Origin of the sequence: Rhizobium sp. BT04, assembly GCF_030053135.1 — a bacterium.
GTDB lineage: Bacteria > Pseudomonadota > Alphaproteobacteria > Rhizobiales > Rhizobiaceae > Rhizobium > Rhizobium binxianense.
Window position 1 is genome coordinate 199,756 of record NZ_CP125647.1, and the last position, 18,116, is coordinate 217,871.

Annotated in this window: 15 protein-coding genes; 7 read left to right on the forward strand and 8 right to left on the reverse strand. The window is 57.8% G+C overall.

Annotated elements, in window-relative coordinates; all coding sequences use genetic code 11:
• Nucleotides 1-126: 126 nt before the first annotated feature.
• Both QMO82_RS00995 and QMO82_RS01000 read left to right on the forward strand, forming a co-directional pair.
• Nucleotides 127-960: a GNAT family N-acetyltransferase gene (locus tag QMO82_RS00995; RefSeq protein ID WP_183610368.1), complete on the forward strand. Its 834-nt coding sequence runs from the start codon at nt 127-129 to the stop codon at nt 958-960.
• Nucleotides 961-973: 13 nt separating this feature from the next.
• Nucleotides 974-2,350, forward strand: a complete 1,377-nt coding sequence (locus QMO82_RS01000; RefSeq protein WP_183610369.1) for an aspartate aminotransferase family protein — start codon at nt 974-976, stop codon at nt 2,348-2,350.
• Nucleotides 2,351-2,485: 135 nt separating this feature from the next.
• On the opposite strand, the gene QMO82_RS01005 is transcribed toward QMO82_RS01000, so the two are convergent.
• The gene (locus QMO82_RS01005) at nt 2,486-2,962 is read right to left on the reverse strand and encodes an Lrp/AsnC family transcriptional regulator (protein WP_007634620.1); all 477 of its coding nucleotides are present in this window, start codon (nt 2,960-2,962) and stop codon (nt 2,486-2,488) included.
• A 231-nt stretch (nt 2,963-3,193) separates the two neighbouring features.
• Entirely contained in the window at nt 3,194-4,267 is a 1,074-nt protein-coding gene (locus QMO82_RS01010) for a tartrate dehydrogenase (RefSeq protein WP_183610370.1), read from the reverse strand.
• A gap of 260 nt (nt 4,268-4,527) precedes the next feature.
• Between QMO82_RS01010 and QMO82_RS01015 the strand changes: the two genes are divergently transcribed.
• The 3 genes from QMO82_RS01015 to QMO82_RS01025 all read left to right on the forward strand — a co-directional run bounded on the left by QMO82_RS01015 (nt 4,528) and on the right by QMO82_RS01025 (nt 8,397).
• Nucleotides 4,528-5,433 (forward strand): sensor domain-containing diguanylate cyclase, encoded by a 906-nt coding sequence (locus QMO82_RS01015; protein WP_183610371.1) that lies wholly within the window; start codon nt 4,528-4,530, stop codon nt 5,431-5,433.
• Between the two features lie 331 nt (nt 5,434-5,764).
• Entirely contained in the window at nt 5,765-6,667 is a 903-nt protein-coding gene (locus tag QMO82_RS01020; RefSeq protein WP_277546255.1) for a DUF6030 family protein, read from the forward strand.
• Nucleotides 6,668-7,386: 719 nt separating this feature from the next.
• On the forward strand, nt 7,387-8,397 hold the full coding sequence (locus tag QMO82_RS01025) for a hypothetical protein (protein ID WP_183610381.1): 1,011 nt from the start codon (nt 7,387-7,389) through the stop codon (nt 8,395-8,397).
• Nucleotides 8,398-10,054: 1,657 nt separating this feature from the next.
• On the opposite strand, the gene QMO82_RS01030 is transcribed toward QMO82_RS01025, so the two are convergent.
• Nucleotides 10,055-11,083: an acyltransferase gene (locus tag QMO82_RS01030; protein WP_183610372.1), complete on the reverse strand. Its 1,029-nt coding sequence runs from the start codon at nt 11,081-11,083 to the stop codon at nt 10,055-10,057.
• Nucleotides 11,084-11,309: 226 nt separating this feature from the next.
• On the opposite strand from QMO82_RS01030, the gene QMO82_RS01035 reads away from it, so the two are divergent.
• A complete protein-coding gene (locus QMO82_RS01035) occupies nt 11,310-12,338 on the forward strand; it encodes a glycosyltransferase family A protein (RefSeq protein WP_183906974.1) in 1,029 nt (342 codons plus the stop codon).
• Nucleotides 12,335-13,363: an acyltransferase gene (locus QMO82_RS01040; RefSeq protein ID WP_183610374.1), complete on the forward strand. Its 1,029-nt coding sequence runs from the start codon at nt 12,335-12,337 to the stop codon at nt 13,361-13,363. The genes QMO82_RS01035 and QMO82_RS01040 overlap by 4 nt, the downstream gene beginning before the upstream one ends.
• Before the next feature lie 212 nt (nt 13,364-13,575).
• Here the strand turns inward: QMO82_RS01040 and QMO82_RS01045 are convergent, their stop codons facing one another.
• The 5 genes from QMO82_RS01045 to QMO82_RS01065 all read right to left on the reverse strand — a co-directional run bounded on the left by QMO82_RS01045 (nt 13,576) and on the right by QMO82_RS01065 (nt 17,614).
• Nucleotides 13,576-13,851, reverse strand: coding sequence for a hypothetical protein (locus QMO82_RS01045; protein ID WP_183610375.1), 276 nt, complete (start codon nt 13,849-13,851; stop codon nt 13,576-13,578).
• Between the two features lie 8 nt (nt 13,852-13,859).
• A protein-coding gene (locus QMO82_RS01050) for an IS66 family transposase (RefSeq protein WP_283196496.1) occupies nt 13,860-15,514 on the reverse strand; the annotation gives its coding sequence in 2 pieces (ribosomal slippage) (nt 13,860-14,497 and nt 14,497-15,514; 1,656 coding nt in all).
• A 45-nt stretch (nt 15,515-15,559) separates the two neighbouring features.
• On the reverse strand, nt 15,560-15,907 hold the full coding sequence (tnpB, locus tag QMO82_RS01055) for an IS66 family insertion sequence element accessory protein TnpB (protein ID WP_183610376.1): 348 nt from the start codon (nt 15,905-15,907) through the stop codon (nt 15,560-15,562).
• Nucleotides 15,904-16,314, reverse strand: coding sequence for a transposase (locus QMO82_RS01060; protein ID WP_183610377.1), 411 nt, complete (start codon nt 16,312-16,314; stop codon nt 15,904-15,906). Before QMO82_RS01060 ends, tnpB begins: the two co-directional genes overlap by 4 nt.
• A gap of 110 nt (nt 16,315-16,424) precedes the next feature.
• A protein-coding gene (locus QMO82_RS01065; RefSeq protein ID WP_183610642.1) for an IS3 family transposase occupies nt 16,425-17,614 on the reverse strand; the annotation gives its coding sequence in 2 pieces (ribosomal slippage) (nt 16,425-17,362 and nt 17,362-17,614; 1,191 coding nt in all).
• Between the last annotated feature and the right edge of the window lie 502 nt (nt 17,615-18,116).

Consider the following 18,116-nt stretch of genomic DNA (forward strand, 5'->3'; position numbering starts at 1 on the left):
CATGCCAGCATAAGATGCGGCGGGCGACAAAGCGAAAACGATAAGATACCGCTCGGAGCGCAGCCTTCAGACGATTAGCCAACCCGCACTCCTTCACACTTCCATTCAGGAAATGAAGGAAGTGTCATGCAGACAAGCCAGATCGATTTTGCCGCTTTCGGCACCGAACACCTGGGTGCCGCCGTCCACCTGTCGCGGCAGGCCGGCTGGCCTCATCGCGCTGAAGACTGGGAGATGGCGCTTGCCTTGAGCGAGGGCGTCGTGGCCATCGAGAACGAGCGGGTGGTGGGCACCGTGCTCGTTACGCCCTACAAGCAGGATTGCGCCACGATCAATATGGTCATCGTCGATGAAGCCATGCGTGGCCGCGGTCTTGGCCGCAAGCTCATGCATGCTGCAATCGAGCTTGCCGGCGACCGGCCGCTCAGGCTGGTTGCAACCGCCGAGGGCCTTCCCCTCTATGAGAAGCTCGGCTTCCGCCCGACCGGCCGCATTCTGCAGCACCAGGGCATCGCGGCAGAGATCGCCGCGCCGATGGCAACCTCAGCCGCCACCACGAGCGATTTCGCCGCGGTCGCCGAACTCGATCGACAGGCCTTCGGCGCCGATCGCGCCGGTCTGATCGCCTATCTCGCCAAGGTCGGTGAAATCGCCGTGGTCCGCCGCAACGGAGGCGTCACCGGTTTTGCAGTGCTTCGCACCTTCGGCCGAGGCGAGGTCATCGGCCCGGTCATTGCCGGGAACCTGGAGGACGCCAAAGCGCTCGTCGCGCACTTCATCGCCCGACGGCCCGGGGTGTTCCTCAGGGTCGATACGACAGCGGCCGCCGGCCTGTCCGACTGGCTGGCCGAACAGGGCTTCGCCCATGTCGGCGGCGGCATCGCCATGATGAAGCCATCGATTCCAGGCGCCCAATCCGTTGCCACCATCTTCGCCCTGGCCAACCAGGCGCTCGGCTGATCCGGAGAGTATCATGTACAGCAATTCCCTTGTCGAACTCGACCGCCGCCATCTGGTGCACCCGGTCGCCTCCTACCGCAACCACGAAAAGCTTGGCGTACGTGTGCTCGCTTCCGCCAAGGGGGCGACGGTGACCGATGCTTCCGGCAGGCAACTGGTCGATGGCTTTGCCGGCCTGTGGTGCGTCAATGCCGGCTACGGTCATGAATCGATCGTCGAGGCAGCCGCGCGGCAGATGCGCGAACTGCCCTATGCGACGACCTATTTCGGTCTCGGCTCGGAACCGGCGATCCGGCTTGCCGCGGCTTTGGCCGAACGGGCGCCGGGCGACCTCAACCATGTTTACTTCACCCTGGGTGGGTCCGATGCCGTCGACAGCACGATCCGGTTCATCCGCTATTACTGGATCGCCCGCAGTCAGCCGCAACGCGACCAGTTCATCTCCGTCGAACAAGGCTATCACGGTTCATCAACCGTCGGCGCAGGACTGACGGCACTTCCGTCGTTCCACGCCGGCTTCGGCATTCCCTTCGATTGGCAGCATAAAATTCCCTCCCACTACGCCTACCGGAACCCGGTCGGCGAGGATCCGCAGGCCATCATCAACGCCTCCCTCGCGGCACTGCGGCGCAAGGTCGAAGAGATCGGCCCCGAGCGTGTCGCCGCCTTTTATGCCGAACCCATCCAGGGTTCGGGCGGCGTGCTGGTGCCGCCGGCGGGCTGGATGAAGGCGATGCGCGCGCTCTGCAGCGAACTCGGCATCCTCTTTGTCGCCGACGAAGTGATCACCGCTTTCGGCCGCACCGGCCCGCTCTTTGCCTGCGAGGACGACGAGATCGTTCCAGACTTCATCACCACGGCGAAGGGCCTGACCTCCGGCTATGTGCCGATGGGTGCGGTCTTCATGACCGACCACATCTACGAGACCATCGCGGATGGCGCCGGTGGCGCAGCCGTCGGCCACGGATATACCTATTCGGCCCATCCCGTCAGCGCCGCTGTCGGCCTCGAAGTGCTGAACCTCTACGAAACCGGCCTCCTGGCGAACGGCAGGAAGGCCGGCGCACGGCTGATGCAAGGGCTTGAAAGCCTCAAAGACCATCCGCTCGTCGGCGATGTGCGCGGTCGCGGCATGCTGGCCGCCATCGAGCTCGTGGTCGACAAGGAAACGAAGGCGCCGTTGCCGGCCGCCGCCGAACCGGCGCGCCGGGTCTTCGATCGCGCCTGGGAAAACGGCCTGGTCATCCGTGCCTTCGTCAACGGCGTCCTCGGCTATGCGCCGCCGCTCTGCTGCACCGACGCCGACATCGACGCGATCATCGAGCGCACGCGCAAAACGCTTGATGACACGCTTGATGACCCTGATATACGCGCGGCCTTGCAGGGCTGAGCGGGACTAGCGAGGATATAGCCAAGCTGTGATAAACTTCCGCCGGCACCACCTCTTCGGCCTGGTGCGGCCGCCCGGAGAAGCCGCTTGTCCAAGTATAGGCATCGACACCCGACGGGGCCTACGCGTGGGCCCCTAAAGCGGAAACAGGCTCGTCAATGGCATGTGCGCTTTGACGATCGGCGACTTAAGGACGACGAAGCTGAAATACTTGTCGATGCCGATCTCCATGTCGGAGAGCCGCTCCATGATCGTCTGGTACTCGCCGATCCCGGCAGTTACGAATTTCAAAAGATAATCGTAGCCGCCCGAGACCAGATGGCATTCGATCACCTGGTCGATCTTCTCGACCGTCGTTAAAAACCGGGCGAAATCGATCTGCCGGTGGTTCTTCAGGGTGATTTCCGTGAAAACGGTCAGCGTCTGTCCGAGCTTCGCGACATTGATCTGCGCGGAATAGCCCTCGATATAACCTTCCGACTGCAGTTTTTTCACCCGCATCAGGCAGGGGCTGGGCGAAAGATTGACGAGCTCGGCGAGCTCGACATTGGTGACACGGCCGTTTTTCTGCAATTCATGCAGAATTTTTATATCGATCCGGTCGAGTTTCATCTCTCCACTCCGCCTGTCGAAGCTGCCAGGGCCGCAGCATATTGTGCCGTCACCGTCGACAGTAGCACACCGAGGCCTCGTGTCGATCACGTTTCACCGGCTCGGGGAGGAACGAACAGGATGCGGCGATGGCCGCAACAGCATTTTATGCCGCCTGACCGGCGACGCGATGACGTGTGACGCCGTTCGACCGATCCACCCCATCGGCGATGGCCGCGTTGGTCTATCCGATCAGACGTTGGAGGAATGGATTGCGTCGCAGACGGCGTCCGTGACGTCTTTGGTCGTGGCGGTGCCGCCGACGTCGGGTGTGAGGATGCCCGCGCCCGTGACCGCTTCGACGGCGCGCATGAGACGGGCCGAGGCCTCCTGCTCGCCGAGATGGTCGAGCATCTGGGCGGCGGTCCAGAAGGTCGCGACAGGGTTGGCGATGCCCTTGCCGGCAATGTCGAAGGCCGAGCCGTGGATCGGTTCGAACATCGAGGGAAAACGGCGCTGCGGATCGATATTCGCGGTGGGCGCGACACCGATGCTGCCGGCGAGCGCGCCGGCGAGGTCGGACAGGATGTCAGCATGCAGGTTGGTCGCGACGATCGTGTCGAGGCTCTGCGGCTTCAGCGTCATCCGCACCGTCATGGCGTCGACCAGCATCTTGTCCCAGGCGACGTCAGAAAACTCTGCAGCCACCTCAGCGGCGATCTCGTCCCACATGACCATGCCGTGGCGTTGGGCATTCGATTTCGTCACGACCGTCAGCAACTTGCGCGGCCGCGCCTGCGCCAGTTTGAAGGCGTAGCGCATGATGCGGGTGACGCCGACGCGCGTGAAGATGGCGACCTCGGTGCCAACCTCCTCGGGCAGGCCGCGATGGGCGCGGCCGCCGTGGCCGGAATATTCTCCTTCGGAATTCTCCCGGACGATGACCCAGTCGAGGTCGCCGACGCCGCAATTGCGCAGGGGAGGGGTAATGCCTGGAAGGACTTTAATCGGCCGAACGTTGGCATATTGGTCGAAACCCTGGCAGATCGGCAGCCTGAGCCCCCAGAGGGTGATGTGATCGGGAACATCGGGCGCGCCGACAGCGCCGAAATAGATCGCGTCGAATTTCTTCAGCCGCTCAAGCCCGTCGGGGGGCATCATCACGCCATGCCGTTTGTAGTAATCGGAACCCCAGTCGAAGTTTTCGATGACGAACCTCACGTCGCCGAGACGTTTTTCCAGACTTGCGAGCACCGTTCGCCCGGCGGCAATGACTTCAGGTCCGATCCCGTCCGCAGGGATAGCCGCGATAGAATATTCGCGCATTGATCTTCTCCAGTAGCGTCTTGCGCCCGATCCGCCTCAAACGACTGCGGTGCGCGATGGATCAATCCATTGAGAACCATCGCTGTGCAACATTTTTGCGTCACCTGCCGCGGATGAGGCACGCGCGTGGCAACCTCACGGGTAAAGCCGGTTTGCCTTTCGCGGCAATAATATTGCGATAGCGCGTAGCGTCCATCATCTCTTTAGGTTTTACTAACATAATGATTCCATCGTCATTTTGAGATGCCTGGAATAGTCGGATGACCAAGATTTCGGAGCGGCTCGCGGATTTGAGTGAGGAGAGCGCAGTCCTGATTGCGCTTTACGATCAGAACGATCGTTTGCGGTACGCAAACGTGGCCTTTCGTTCCACCTATGCCTTGGAACCCGAGGAAACGCCCTTATGGGCCGATCTGATGCGACGAAATACGAAGGCGGGGAAGGGCACGGTCATCAAGGCCACCGACTTCGAGACATGGCTCGTCTCAGCACAGTCGCGACGCGGCAAGCTCCCGTTTCGTGCCTTTGAAACCGATGTGGCCGACGGCCGATGGTTCTGGATGACCGAGACCGTCCAAGGTGACGGTTGGATGCTATGCATCGCAAGCGACATTACCCCTATGAAGACGAGCGAGCGTGACCTGAGGCAAGATCGCGATTTTGCGTTGCGGGCTTCACAGACGGACGAACTGACCAGCATCTCCAACCGCCGCTTCATGATGGCGGCGCTCGAGAGCATGGTCGTGCGCCAGGCATCGGCAGAACCGGTCAGCGGTTGCACCTGCATCATGGATCTGGATTACTTCAAACGCATAAACGACGTATACGGGCACCAGGCTGGCGACGGCGTGCTCATCGATTTTGCCCGCCGCGTCCAACCTCTGGTTCGCCGCCGCGACAGTTTCGGGCGCATCGGTGGGGAAGAATTCATGTTGATCCTGCCCGATACGACGCTCGGGCAAGGCGAATTGATCGTCGACCGGATCCTGAAGGCGGTTCGAGGCGCGCGGCCCATCCGCTCGGCGCCCACATTCTCTTATACCTGCTCGGCTGGGCTTGCCGAGTTGCGCCGGGGCGAGACGGCGCGCGAGTTATACGCCCGGGCAGACGAGGCGCTTTACCATGCAAAACAGAGCGGCCGAGATCGGTTAAAGATCGTCGCCTGAGGGAGAGCTCTCGAGCGCCGAGACAGCGGATGTGTCGAAGACAGCGCTGGTGAAAAGGCAAGCCGCCGGCCTGTCCTTCGGCAGCATTGGCGGGCGAACGCCATGCACTGGGGTGCCGCTTGACGCTCCACCAACGCGACCTCACACTCGCAGGGTCGAAGGTGAGTCGGAATAGACTGTACCACTTCACATCCGTTGCTCACTTGTGAAGTGGTTGCCGGCACCGGGCTGAGTTGGTCAGCGCTGACTGACACCGGCTGGTCGCGAACAGGATCGTGGTTGATTGAGATCGAACTCGCAGCCGCTCCAACTTTGCTTGCGAGGGAATGCCGTGGACAAAATGTTATCAACAGTCGATCCTCCTCGCGGCCGCCCATTTTGGCACTGGAAGTTCGCATTGTGGAGCAACCGCCGCCGGCTGCTTTCGCCAGCGCTGTTGATATGCGTTCTGCTTCTTGCCGGTATCGCTGTTTTTTACCGTGAAATCCGCCACTCGGAAATTCCGATGGGTCGCCTTGAAGATCGAGCTCTCAACAAGGCTGGGCGATCATCACGCATAGCCGTCCGCCCTGATCCGGCGGCTCCTTCTCCTCTTCCGCCGATGTCTCTATCGCCGAAGCTGATCGAGGTCCCGAAACCGGAGTTGGCAGGTCAGTTTCTGCGGATGTGGCGCGTCTCGGGGCCGAATATTTGCGGCGCTCTCCGAGAGGCCGGCATCGAGATGAGCGAATGGAAAGCCGCATCGATGCGCAATCGCAATTATGAATGTTATTTTCAGCGCATCTACGAACGGGACGAGGCGCGTCCCCTCAGTTCGACCTTCCTGAAGGTTCGCGGAAACGAAATGGGCGATGTTCTCGAGATCCGCGCCAAGATCATCGGGCCGCAGACAGATGCCCAGGGGCGTCTCGCCCCGGCCGTCCTGCGCATTTTCGAGATCATTGTGAAGCAGGCGTGCTGGCGTGATTTCGAGGATACGCTGACGTCGATCCAACACCTGCGCAATGTCGAATACGAACGCTTCGGTGCCTATCTCAGCTTCACGCGCGAGGCCGGCAGCGAAAATAACTTCAATTTTGCTCTTGGTCTTAAGGCGATCTCAGATCCCCAGCTGAGGACCAAGACGTATTTTTCGACAGACCGCTGGCTAGTCGGGACAAATCCCCGCAATGGCCCCGCCAACATCATCCTCATCGACCGCACCGGCACCTCGATGTCAGGCCGTTGCGTTTAATGCCGGAATAAGCACCGGTCCGACCCAACTAACGAAGCGGCCGCTCGCATCATTCGCAGCTACTTCAAAAGACGTGCCCTAGGTGGGTTTCTCAAGGCAGCACTATCGCCGAAATCGCTTTTGGAGGGCAAGACATCGCCGATATAGAGCTGCTTGCAAGGTGCACGCTGCGCTCAACGCAAAATCAATGGCAGAAGCGCTTCAGAATGGACCTCTCCGAATGATTATGAAAGCTTGGTATCGACGCTTATGCCGCGAAAAAAGCGGCGGACCTGCAGCTGCTCAAGCGTTGCCCGCACGTCAAGATTCCATGCTTTTTTTGGCGACGACGCGCGTTTTCGGGGTGAAGCAACCCCGGGAGTCCTGCCATGAGCAAGCGCGAATTGATCGATAACGGGACCGATAAACGCTATGTCCGTCGCGACACGGAGGGCAAGTTCAAGAAGAGCGATGATGTTTCGATAGCTCCCCACCGATGCGCGCCGTGAGGCAAAACACGACGCCAAGGGCGACCGCAAGCACTGATTTGGATGTCCAACGCACCTTTGCGTCATCAAATGAGAGCGAGACGGCACTGCTTTCAAAGAGGAGGAAGAGCGGTTAATACAACTCAGGCACAAGGATTGTCTGTTCGGCTCGAGGCGCGGTGCATGCGAAAACGGGAATTCCTGACGGGCGTGGCTGTTCTGGCCCTGTGCGTGACCGCAGGAGGTGCAGGCATGGCGGCGTCAAACGAACCAGTTGATGCTGCAGCGCTTGCAGCGCTACGGCCCGGCATGCCGATGTCGGTGGTCGAGAAGGCCATGGGTTCCGCCTGGCGCATGTTGGCGCCGCATAAAGGCGGCATCATCGATACTCTCGAAAACACCCACGGCGTCATCTTGCGGATCGATCGCAAAGGGCTGGTCGGCCAGATCAGCTTCAACTCCCGCTTCGAGCACACCATTGCCGGCGTGCCCATGGGCATCTCGCTTACCGATCTTCGCACCACCGTGCCGGATATGCAGATTGGCGAGGAAAGCAAGGTGCGGCGAGCCACCCGCTTCGGCACGAAACAATTGCCGGAGGGCGAGCTTTCCGTCCGCATCACCTATGATACGGTTTCCGAGATCGAGATTTCGAACCCCGACGCCGAATATGCGGAGCCCACCGCGCCGCCCTACCCGGTCGCAAGCAGCACGCCCGGCGCACCTTTCTCGGACCCGAACCTGAAGCTCGCGGTCATGTCGTCGCTTCTCTACGCCAAGGCGCTCGATCTCGGCACGCCGCAACAGCTTGCGAGCCATGTTCTGGGGCGGACGGTCGATCTGGAGAAGGATGGCTACGAGCTCATCCCCGAAGCGCTAGACTATCTGACCCGCTATCCGCTGAGCGACGAACAGCTTGCGGCCGTCGAATGGATCGAATTCGACGGCGGCGCGGCGATCTATCCGTTCGCCTGGTATTTCTGGGGCGGCGAAGAAGGCGTGTTCGATGTCAAGGATCTCTCGGATATCCGTTTCTGCCCCAACCTGATAAGCATTTCGGTGATCTCGATGATCGACAAGGTCGATATTCGCGCCCTCGTTCGACTCAAGAAACTCGAGCGGGTCAGTATCAACGTCCCGTCGGAAAATATCGAGGCATTGCTCGATCTGCCGTCGCTCAGGACAGCCGGTCGCTTTCCCCGGAACCCGGTCACGCGCGAAATTTTCGAGGAGTTGGAGCGGCGCGGCGTGCAAGTCAACTGATCGCAGTCCGCCTGATGATGAGGCGGTTTGACATTGCCTTGATGCGCGGCGGATCGGCAAATGAATGCAATGATCCGCTCACGATGATCCTTTAGTTGGTCCCAGATCGCTCCCAGGGGCTCCGGTCGCCATGCGAAAAACTCCCAACCCAGCGACGAATCTTTGTTTCCTTGAATGCTCCACGGTCCTCGCGTCAGAAGTTTGCGATCGAGGAGGCAGACGTCTTTGAGATGCAAGCCGACGACAGATGGATAGAACTGAGCGGTAACGACGGTTTCGAAAAGATCAACAGGAATATCTGGATGCGGAAAGCAGTGCTGATGCTCGCACAATTCCGATGACTTGTTGACATAGTTAAGAGAGATAGCGTGCAAAGTGGTTCACAATTGCAGAAGTCACTTCGGCGAAATAGAAACTTTCCAGCTACCGCTTCGACAGCACTGTTCATAAGGGTTTAGATCGCAGCATAGACCCAAAAAAAGTCCGTGACGGGACTCGACTTTACGAGGAAATTTGCAATTACTATTTGTAAACAAATGGGGCGCGGTCAAAGTTCAGTCTATTGGGCTTGTGATGGCTTGGGGATTGCTGGGGATAATTTGAAATTCGTTTATATTTTGCGGCACCGGATCGCTGAGACTGCGATGCCAGCCACTGGTGCCTCTGTTGCGGCACTTTCCAGAAGACAACAAGCTCGCAGGGATGCAAGTGAATCTTCTTTGTATATCGTGCGCCCGCTGAGTCGAAAGGTCAGATCCTGTCGAGATCTTCGTTGGGCTAGGTTCGGCCATTTGCAAGCAAATGGGAAAAATCGCTGCCTCGATCGGGCATTACGCGAACTTTAGTCTACCTCAACCCGAAAGAATTTTATCAGGTCGAATGTGGGCTAACGCATTGCTGTGCAGTAAGCCGCAGGCCGCTTTTTTGAGGATCTTAAAATGCAAGAGAAATTATAGGCGTTGTCGCAATGCATCGCGAGTATAACATTTCGCGATTGCTTGTAACATTTTAACAAATTGAGGGAAGAACAGGTTCGATGTTGTTCGGCAGGAAGAAACGTGGGCATACATGCATGCGGTGTGGTAACGGCAAGAAGATCGATGGCGACGAACTGATTTGTTCATCTTGCATCGATGAGATTAACCTTCTGCCTGTGTCTAGCGCTAAGGTGGCGGATTCAGCCGGAGAAAAGCTTGAGATCGAGTACGAATTGCCAATAGAGCGTCGGCTCGGATAGAAGAATTTAGGAATACATTGTCTGAATCTCATGCTTCATCTTATGTGGTGGGGATCCATCGTATCTTTCGGACCTTCGTCTTCGGATACCGGCCGATGTCGGCGCCCGTGATCCTCCGCTGTCTCCAATAGCGTTAAGATCGAATAAGCGAGCCTTGGCCGAACGCCGATCCTGCATCGATAATCATCAGTTGAACTAGTCGTGAATTTAGGCATTGCGGCGCACTGCGTCGTCCATAAACGCAACAGCGGGCGACGCAGCCCAGGGCGCTCCGACATGGTCGTGGAGCGCCCTGTTGATTCTCACGGAGAACTGATCAGGCACATTACCCGCCGAGGAAAACCGGGCAACTGCATTTAGCCAGAGATGGTCATTCGGGCTTTTCCTCGAAGAACGCCAATAGTTGTCTGAACACAGTATTCAGCCACCTTGAGCTGCGGGCCGCACACGGAGGCGGATCGCTCGATAATGGCTATTGAGATTTGTTCGCACTCTCTCGCTAGCGAGATGTAAAAGCTCCGCCAGTCCGTAAACTGCAAGGACGACGATCGATATCGCAGCTATGTCGGGCATTCTGGTCCAGAGTTTTAGATAGTGAATAAGTGTCACGCCGATATTCTGATGGATCAGGTATATCTCGTACGACACCAAGCCGAGACGAGCTAATGGTGCCCATTCCAGCCTGATGTCTAAGCTGGTCACGGCGATCAGGACCGCCACCACAAAAAGGATCGCCAAGTTTGAAACTATGAGCGGGACCTGCTTGATCGGCAAAGCCGGCCAGTGGATCACGAAAAAAACGGCCGACATAGCATAGAGAATCGTGGCAACTTTTGGCTGCTTCAAAAACGTCTGATAGGCAATCGCTGTACCGCACAGGAAGAAGGGCATGTAGTTCGCGAGGAAGATTACCTTGCCGACCTTTAGAGCGACGAGTTCGATCAACGCTCCAGCAATTTGTAGGACTATTAGCCCTACCCAAAAGCGTTCGCGCAGCAACCAGAACATGATCGCTACCCAAATGTAGAATTTCACTTCTACGGCGAGGCTCCAGTAAGCACCGTCGACGTACTTCAAACCTAGTTGCCAGGCGACCAGGGCGATCGAGGCAACAAACTCCAGCGGCGTAGTATGAAATTCCGGGAGTCCGACGGTATTCAGGAACGCGAAACTTACGATTGCAGCGATGACCAGCGCCGGATAGATGCGTGAGAATCGTCGATAAGCAAAGTCGATCGCGTCCGACGATCGCAACACAGTTACCGTGATGAATGTGCCCGAGAGTACGAAGAATGCTTCGACACCGAGATTCCCTAGCGCGAAATATGGATCATAGGTCGTTGCAAATCCGTACAAATTCTCTTCGTGAAAGGGCGGCGCCCAAGCGACAAGATAATGGAATGCCATCACAACAATGATGAAAAACGCCCTAAAGCTGTCGAGCGTCAAATTTCTCTCTTTATGCATCCGTTCATCCCACTGCAACTGCGATGCACTTAAGCGGGGACACGAAGGCTAAGTCAATTCATTTTCGCGGCGTCATTTCTACTGGGTCCACCCTTCACGAACCTATGGATTTTCACCAAACCGCCAAATAATTGCGATATAGAACTCGACTTGGAAGATCAGATTGGTTTACAAATTTCTAAACCTTGAATTGTCATTCGGGGGCTCCGTGACAACAGTTTCAGTAATTATCCCTTGCTATAATAGCGCGCGCACCCTACGCGAAACAGTCAAGAGCGCATTAGCTCAAACTCTCAAGGACATCGAGATTATCATTGTGAACGACGGCTCAACCGATAACTCACTATCGATTGCCGAAATCTTGAAAGTTGAAGATCCTCGCATTGTCATACACAGCATCCCGAACCGAAAGCTCCCAGGCGCCAGGAACTACGGCATTGAGCATGCGGTCGGTGAGTTTGTTGCTCCGCTAGACGCAGATGATCTTTGGCATCCGACCTATCTCGAGAAGCTCGTGAAAGCGTTGAGGAAGGCCGGCGAGACATCATCTTTTGCATATTCGTTTCTAAGACGGATCGACGACCACGGTAAGATCAGCGAGACCAGGCCCGCGGTCGCAGTCGATGGCAAGGCCTTGCAACGATCTATGATTCATAATTTCGTTGGTACGGGCTCGGGCATTGTCATTCGCCGGGCCGCAGCGAATGCGGTTGGAGGATACGATGAGCGTGTCAGAGGTAGCGAAGATTACCTAATGCAAATCAAACTGGCGGCTGTGGGCGAGGTCGTTTGCATTCCGGAATGCCTGATTGGCTATCGTCAATCATCGACCTCCATGTCCACGCGCCGCTTCGCAATGGCGCAGGGATCGCTTGAGGCGCTGGGGATTGCTATCTCCGAGATTCCAGGAATTGACCCGGCTGTCGAAAAGTGGGCGCTTGCGCGGGCACAGATGCACGGCGTTATCCAAGCCACGAAAGAGCGAAAGTTTCTCTCTGCAGCAATATTGGGGCTAAAGGCCTTACATAACGATGTCGTAGGCGTGGTCGCTGAGGGGTTCACTCGCGCATTTCGCCGTGCCGCCAAGTCAGCACCTCGTGGACAATACACGGAGGCTCGAAACTTTTTCGATGTGGATCCTGCTGCCGACGTGGTCCCAATGCGGAAGAGCTTTAGGAAGCGACGCCTGGATATTGCTTCCGCTATAGATCGTAAGCGCTGTAAGGTCGAACATTGACCAAGGGGCGAGACGATTACATAGACGGGATCAGAGGGATCGCAATCACTGCTGTTGTTCTCATCCATGTGGCTTCAGTCGGACTCGGGGAGCGCAAGCTCTACGATTGGAATCTACAATTCACCTTACTCACCCAACAGCTCCTGTTGTTTGCAGTCCCAACCTTCTTTTTCCTCGCTGGCTTATTTGCCGGGCGCAGTCAGCGCTTTAGAACAGACCCATTCGGAGAGACGATCGCCCGTTTGCGGCGTATCCTTGTGCCGTACCTCATCTGGTCGACGTTGGTGTTTGTGTTCCTCGGCGACCACTCGCAGTTCGTCAAGTTCGGCGTTGATCTCCTGTTCGGTCGCGTTGTCAGCCCTTACTATTTCATCGCAGCACTCGCGTGCCTGACTTTGATCACGCCCACATTGCTTCGCTTCTCACGACGCCCTTGGCTTGTGCCGGCTGCTGTCGCGATCGGCCTATTGCACCTTCTCGGCGCGTACTTGGCACGTTGGCATAACCCGAGTTTGAACTGGTGGTTTGTAATGGCCCCGCCAACCGGATGGCTTCCGTTCTACTGCTATGGTATAGCGAGATCTGCCGAGCTAAACTCCTCTGCGCCTAGCGATTATGGGGTCAGGTTTGCAGCCTTCGCCATCTGCGCGCTTGCTCTACAGATCGTCGAGGCGGAGACTTTGACGTGGTCAATCGGCGTCAACGGCGGTGGACTTGGTCCCATCAAGCTTTCCAGCTATCTCTACGCTTGGGCAGTAATTGAGCTGATGATGGCGTACCGAGGACGGGCCGCGTTTCCTAGCTGGCTTGTAATGCTTGGTCTTTACTCGTTCGGAATTTTCTTGATTCATCAGCCGATTCGATGGGGGCTGATGCGGTTGATTCCCGAAACTTCCTGGGTTTTTGACGTGCAACCGCTTTATCAGATCGCACTTACGGTTTCGACAATAGCGATCTGCGTAGCTCTGATTTCGCTCTCAAGGTATCTGCTACGCGATCGGTCGTCACGAATCCTGGGACTTTAGTGCTCTCCGATCAGTTCGGCTTTACCAGAAGAGCGAAAGCGCGTAGTCGCCCACATCCGCGTTTCAATGACCACGGCCATGAATAGCCTGCTGGCGCCATGGACCGGGACGCCGGCATCCACCCCGTCTTGCGTCGCTCTTCTCTCAGCAAACCCTCCCGAAATTGGTAAGCATCCGGTGAGTACCGCATCTGGCCCTGATTGTGTGCAGGCTCAGGGGTCTGACTGGAATGCCGCGACAGCTCTTGCAGCCTTGTCGCAACGCTCAGCAAGTCCTGGGTATGAAAGCCCCATATGCTCGGTCGCGATCTTAAAGAGATACTGCGCGATGGCATCAACTGAGGCCGTTTGGTTGACCAGCATGCCACAGACGGTATCGGCATAGGCATCATATTCGTCTTGCGCTTCAGGAATGTCCGACACCCCGATGGGGTCCCACTCGGTGAGCAATATTTTCCGAATGATAGCTCGGTTGGCTTTGCGATCCATCGTTGATCCTAGGCCGCAACGGCTGCTGTTTGCGTCGGTGTCCAGTTCCACGGCAGCAATTTCTCCAGCCTGGTAATCGGCGTGTCAGCGATGCGGGCAAGAACGTCGGCAAGCCACGCCTGCGGATCGATGTCGTTGAGCTTTGCCGTCATGATCAGTGTGGCCATGAAGGCGGCACGATCTGCACCGCGATCCGATCCGGCGAAGAGCCACGACTTCCTGCCGAGCGCGAAGCCTCGCAACGCTCTCTCGGCTGCATTGTTCGTCAGGCAAATCCTGCCGTCCTCCAGGAATGACGTGAAGCCATCCCAGCGCTTTAGCATGTAGTCGATCGCCTCTGCGACCGGAGAAGTGCGCGACAGCTTTGCCCGCTCGGTTTGAAGCCAAGCCTGCAGACCGTCGACGAGCGGCAGGCTATCTTTACGGCGACGCTCCAGGCGTTGATCGGGGGCAAGCCCGTTTATATCCCGCTCGATATCGAACAGCGCGTCGATCAGTTTGATGGCCTCCAGTGCCATGGGCGAGATCGGCGCGGCGTTCTTTACACGTTTGGCATTCGCCGCGATGTCGGCGAGCACGAAGAACTTACGTCTCGAATGTGACCAGCAAAACGCCTGCCTTAGTGGATTTGGATCGCGATCAACTTGAACAGCGGATTGTAGCCGCCATAGGCATCCGCCTGCAGAATGCCGGTGAAGGTCTTCAGGTGGCGTTCCGGATGTTCCTGCCGTCGATCTCGCGATGCATAGTAAAGGGCGGCCGGCGGTGAGAGCCCTCCGAACGGCCGATCGTCCCGGACGTAAGTCCAGATGCGGCCCGTATCGGTCTTTCCTTTCGCCAGGATCGGCACGGTCGTGTCGTCGCCATGCAGCCGCGCGGCGGTCAGAACATGCGCTTCGATCAGTAAATGTATAGGCTTCAACGCCGCGGCGCATGCTCCGACCTGGTCAGCCAGTGTCGATAAACTAAGGTCGAGGCCCTCGCGGGCATAGCGTTCGCTCTGGCGGTTGAGCGGCTGGTGCTGGGCGAACTTCTCGAACAGGATCATCGCCAGCAGGTTCGGCCCGGCAAAACCGCGGGGCGTCACATGGAAGGGTGCCGGTGGCTGCGTGATCTTCTCACACTCGCGGCAGGTAAACTTCTCCCGCACCGTCTGAATGACTTTCCATTGACGTGGGATGACCTCCAGGGTCTCGGTAATGTCCTCGCCGAGCTTCGACAGTTTGGCCGATCCGCAGCAGGCGCAATTCGCGGGAGCGGCGATGACGACGCGCTCGCGCGGCAGGTGTTCGGGAAAGGGCTTGCGTGAAGGACGCTTGCGCTCGAAGGCCCTGACGGTCGAGGCACTGGCTGCGATCTCTGCTGCCCGTTCATCTTCGCCAGCATCAGCCTCCAGCTCCTCGAGCTGCAGTTCCATCTGTTCGAGAAGCCGCGCTTTGCGCTCAGAGCGGCTGCCATAAAGCTCCCGGCGGACCTTCTCGATCCCCAGCTTCAACCGGGCAATCAGCGCCTCGGAATGCGACACGAGTGCCTTTGCGCTGGCGGCTTCCGCCTTGGCGATCATTGCTTCCGCCTCGGCTGTGATGCGCCGGGCACGCTCCTCCGCCAGGGCCGCAAGTGCGCTGGTAAGGTCGTTAGGAAGCTGTTCAGCCGCATCGTTCATGGGCCAATGGAATCATATTCGACCCCGCCATGCCAGTGTTTTTGCTTATCCGGCCGAGGTCGGTCGCCAGGTTTTTTGCGGCATTCGCCAGTCGATCCCTTCTAGCAAATAACCGAGCTGCGCCGGCGTGATCACCACCGAGCCGTCGGCTGCCGACGGCCATATGAAGCGTCCGCGTTCTAGCTTTTTTGTGAACAGGCAGGCTCCCTGGCCGTCATGCCATATAACCTTAATCAGGCCACCGCCACGACCGCGGAAGACGAACAGATGCCCGCACATCGGATCGCGCTTCAGCGTCTCTTGCACCATCAGCGACAGACCCGGAAAGCCCTTGCGCATGTCCGTATGGCCGGTTGCCAACCAGACCTTCACCCCACTCGGAACCGGGATCATCGCCGACCCAGCACACAATCAAGAATGCGGCCAAGTGCCTCCGTGTCGATGTCGCTGTCCACGCGGACACGGCGACCGCGGCCCAGCTCAATCGTCACATCACTACGCTTCCGGCGGGGCTGCGATGGGGCCGGCGCTTCCAAGGCAGCGGGCTGGGCTGCCGGCGCGGCCTCCGAAACAATCACGGGCACCAACGTGCTCGATACCTGCATCGACGGCTCCTCGATCCGGCAGAGTTCCTTGCGCCACCGAAAGAGCTGGCTGACATGGATTCCAGCAGCGCGGGCAACCTCCGAGATAACCGCATCCGGCTCAAAGCAGGCCGCGACAAGCCGTTCCTTATCCTCGCGTGACCAGCGGCGGCGGCGCTCTACGGATGTGATCACCTCAATTGGATGCTTCGTCATATGACTACTCCTAGTGTTACCACTAGGACTGGAGTCAGCAGCCCATCATCGCAAGACGGCCTTCACCGTGAGCTTACCGAAATTGGCTCGCTTGACCTGCCACGGAAGTTTCATCCGGCTGTGATTAGAGCCTCGGCGGCTTTGAATACGCCAACTGGCGCGGTAGGAGCAACCGGCGGAAACGCGAAGCTTTCATCTTGCGCAGCGTTGGAGCCGGTTGCGGCGATGCTCCCGGCGTAGCCTGCCGGGGTCTGGTATCCGAGCGACGAGTGTGGCCGGAAATGGTTATAGTCGTCAGCCCATTCAGCAATGGCGCTGCGGGCATGATCGAGGCCGAAGAAGAGGCTCTCGTTGAGCAACTCGTCGCGCATCCGACCGTTGAAACTCTCGACATAGCCGTTCTGCATCGGCTTCCCCGGCGCGATGTAGTGCCACTCCACCTTGTGATCCCTCGACCAGGCGAGAATGGCATTCGACGTTAGTTCGGTGCCGTTGTCGGAGACAATCATTCCGGGCTTGCCGCGTCGTTCGATCAGCGTCGTCAGTTCTCGAGCAACACGTCGACCAGAGATAGACGTGTCCGGGATCGCTGCCAGGCATTCGCGCGTCACGTCATCAACGACATTCAAGACCCGGAATCGTCTGCCGCAGGCAAACTGGTCGTGGACGAAATCCAGCGACCAGCGGGCATTGGCTTTCGCCTCGACCAGGATCGGTGCACGCGTGCCGACAGCACGCCGCCGGGCCTTTCGCTTGCGAACGGAAAGCCCTTCCTCGCGATAAAGACGGTATATGCGATTGACGCCGGACGGCTCTCCATCTCGCCGAAGCAGGATGAACAGCCGACGGTAGCCAAAACGCCGCCGCTCGTTGGCGAGGTCGCGCAGCTTCACTCGCAGATCGACCTCCGGCGGTCGACTTGACCGATAACGGATCGTCTTGCGGTCGGCAGATATGATCTGGCAGGCCCGACGCTCCGAAAGACCCATGACGGCCTTCAGATGCGTGACGGCTTCACGCTTGGCGGCAGGCCCTACCATTTTTTTGCAAGAAGCTCGCGGAGTGCGGCTGCATCCAGCATCTGCTCGGCCAGCAACTTCTTTAGCCTGGCATTCTCGTCCTCGAGCGCCTTCAGACGCTTCGCCTCGGAGACGTCCATGCCGCCAAATTTGGCTTTCCAGTTATAAAACGTCGCTTCTGAAATCCCGTGCTTGCGGCAGAGGTCGGCTGCCTTCGCGCCAGCCTCCTGCTCCTTCAGCACCGCAATAATCTGCTCTTCCGTAAATCGCTGCTTCTTCATTCGTCCGTCCTTTAACAGGCCGGACTCTAATCCATTCTGGAGGAAATTCTCAGTGGCAGGTCACGCTGAATGCGCTACCCGCTCCAGTGTGAACAGCGGTCGCATTCGCGCTCTTAGAGCTCGTAACGAAGACGCGCAAAAGCTCAAGACCTCAAGTGTCGTCTCATTCGATCCATGACATCCGAATCATGGAGACCTATAGATTTAGGCAATGCAGAAAAATACAACTGTAATGCTAGTAAAGGCCATGCTGCTTTCGTCGACTTGATCTCGATGCTTTTCTGCCTCGGCACATATGCAGACCAGAAGGGAGCCATGTCGAAGCCATGATACATCATTGACCCCAAATTTGGACTTTGACGTTAACGCCGCATTAAGCAAATAGCTCACGGTGCTGTAGTTGATGATCGAATACAGCGAAAATATTACAATGATTCAATCAGTGATTGGTGATGTCTCGGCTATAAGATCCTTATTCGAATATTTACCTAGTCTGTTTAGG

Excerpts from the sequence above, each read along its gene's own strand:
- QMO82_RS00995 (WP_183610368.1), top strand. The coding sequence starts at position 127 with ATGCAGACAAGCCAGATCGATTTTGCCGCTTTCGGCACCGAACACCTG.
- QMO82_RS01000 (WP_183610369.1), top strand. The coding sequence starts at position 974 with ATGTACAGCAATTCCCTTGTCGAACTCGACCGCCGCCATCTGGTGCAC.
- QMO82_RS01005 (WP_007634620.1), bottom strand. The coding sequence starts at position 2,962 with ATGAAACTCGACCGGATCGATATAAAAATTCTGCATGAATTGCAGAAA.
- QMO82_RS01010 (WP_183610370.1), bottom strand. The coding sequence starts at position 4,267 with ATGCGCGAATATTCTATCGCGGCTATCCCTGCGGACGGGATCGGACCT.
- QMO82_RS01015 (WP_183610371.1), top strand. The coding sequence starts at position 4,528 with ATGACCAAGATTTCGGAGCGGCTCGCGGATTTGAGTGAGGAGAGCGCA.
- QMO82_RS01025 (WP_183610381.1), top strand. The coding sequence starts at position 7,387 with ATGGCGGCGTCAAACGAACCAGTTGATGCTGCAGCGCTTGCAGCGCTA.
- QMO82_RS01045 (WP_183610375.1), bottom strand. The coding sequence starts at position 13,851 with ATGGATCGCAAAGCCAACCGAGCTATCATTCGGAAAATATTGCTCACC.
- tnpB (WP_183610376.1), bottom strand. The coding sequence starts at position 15,907 with ATGATCCCGGTTCCGAGTGGGGTGAAGGTCTGGTTGGCAACCGGCCAT.
- QMO82_RS01060 (WP_183610377.1), bottom strand. The coding sequence starts at position 16,314 with ATGACGAAGCATCCAATTGAGGTGATCACATCCGTAGAGCGCCGCCGC.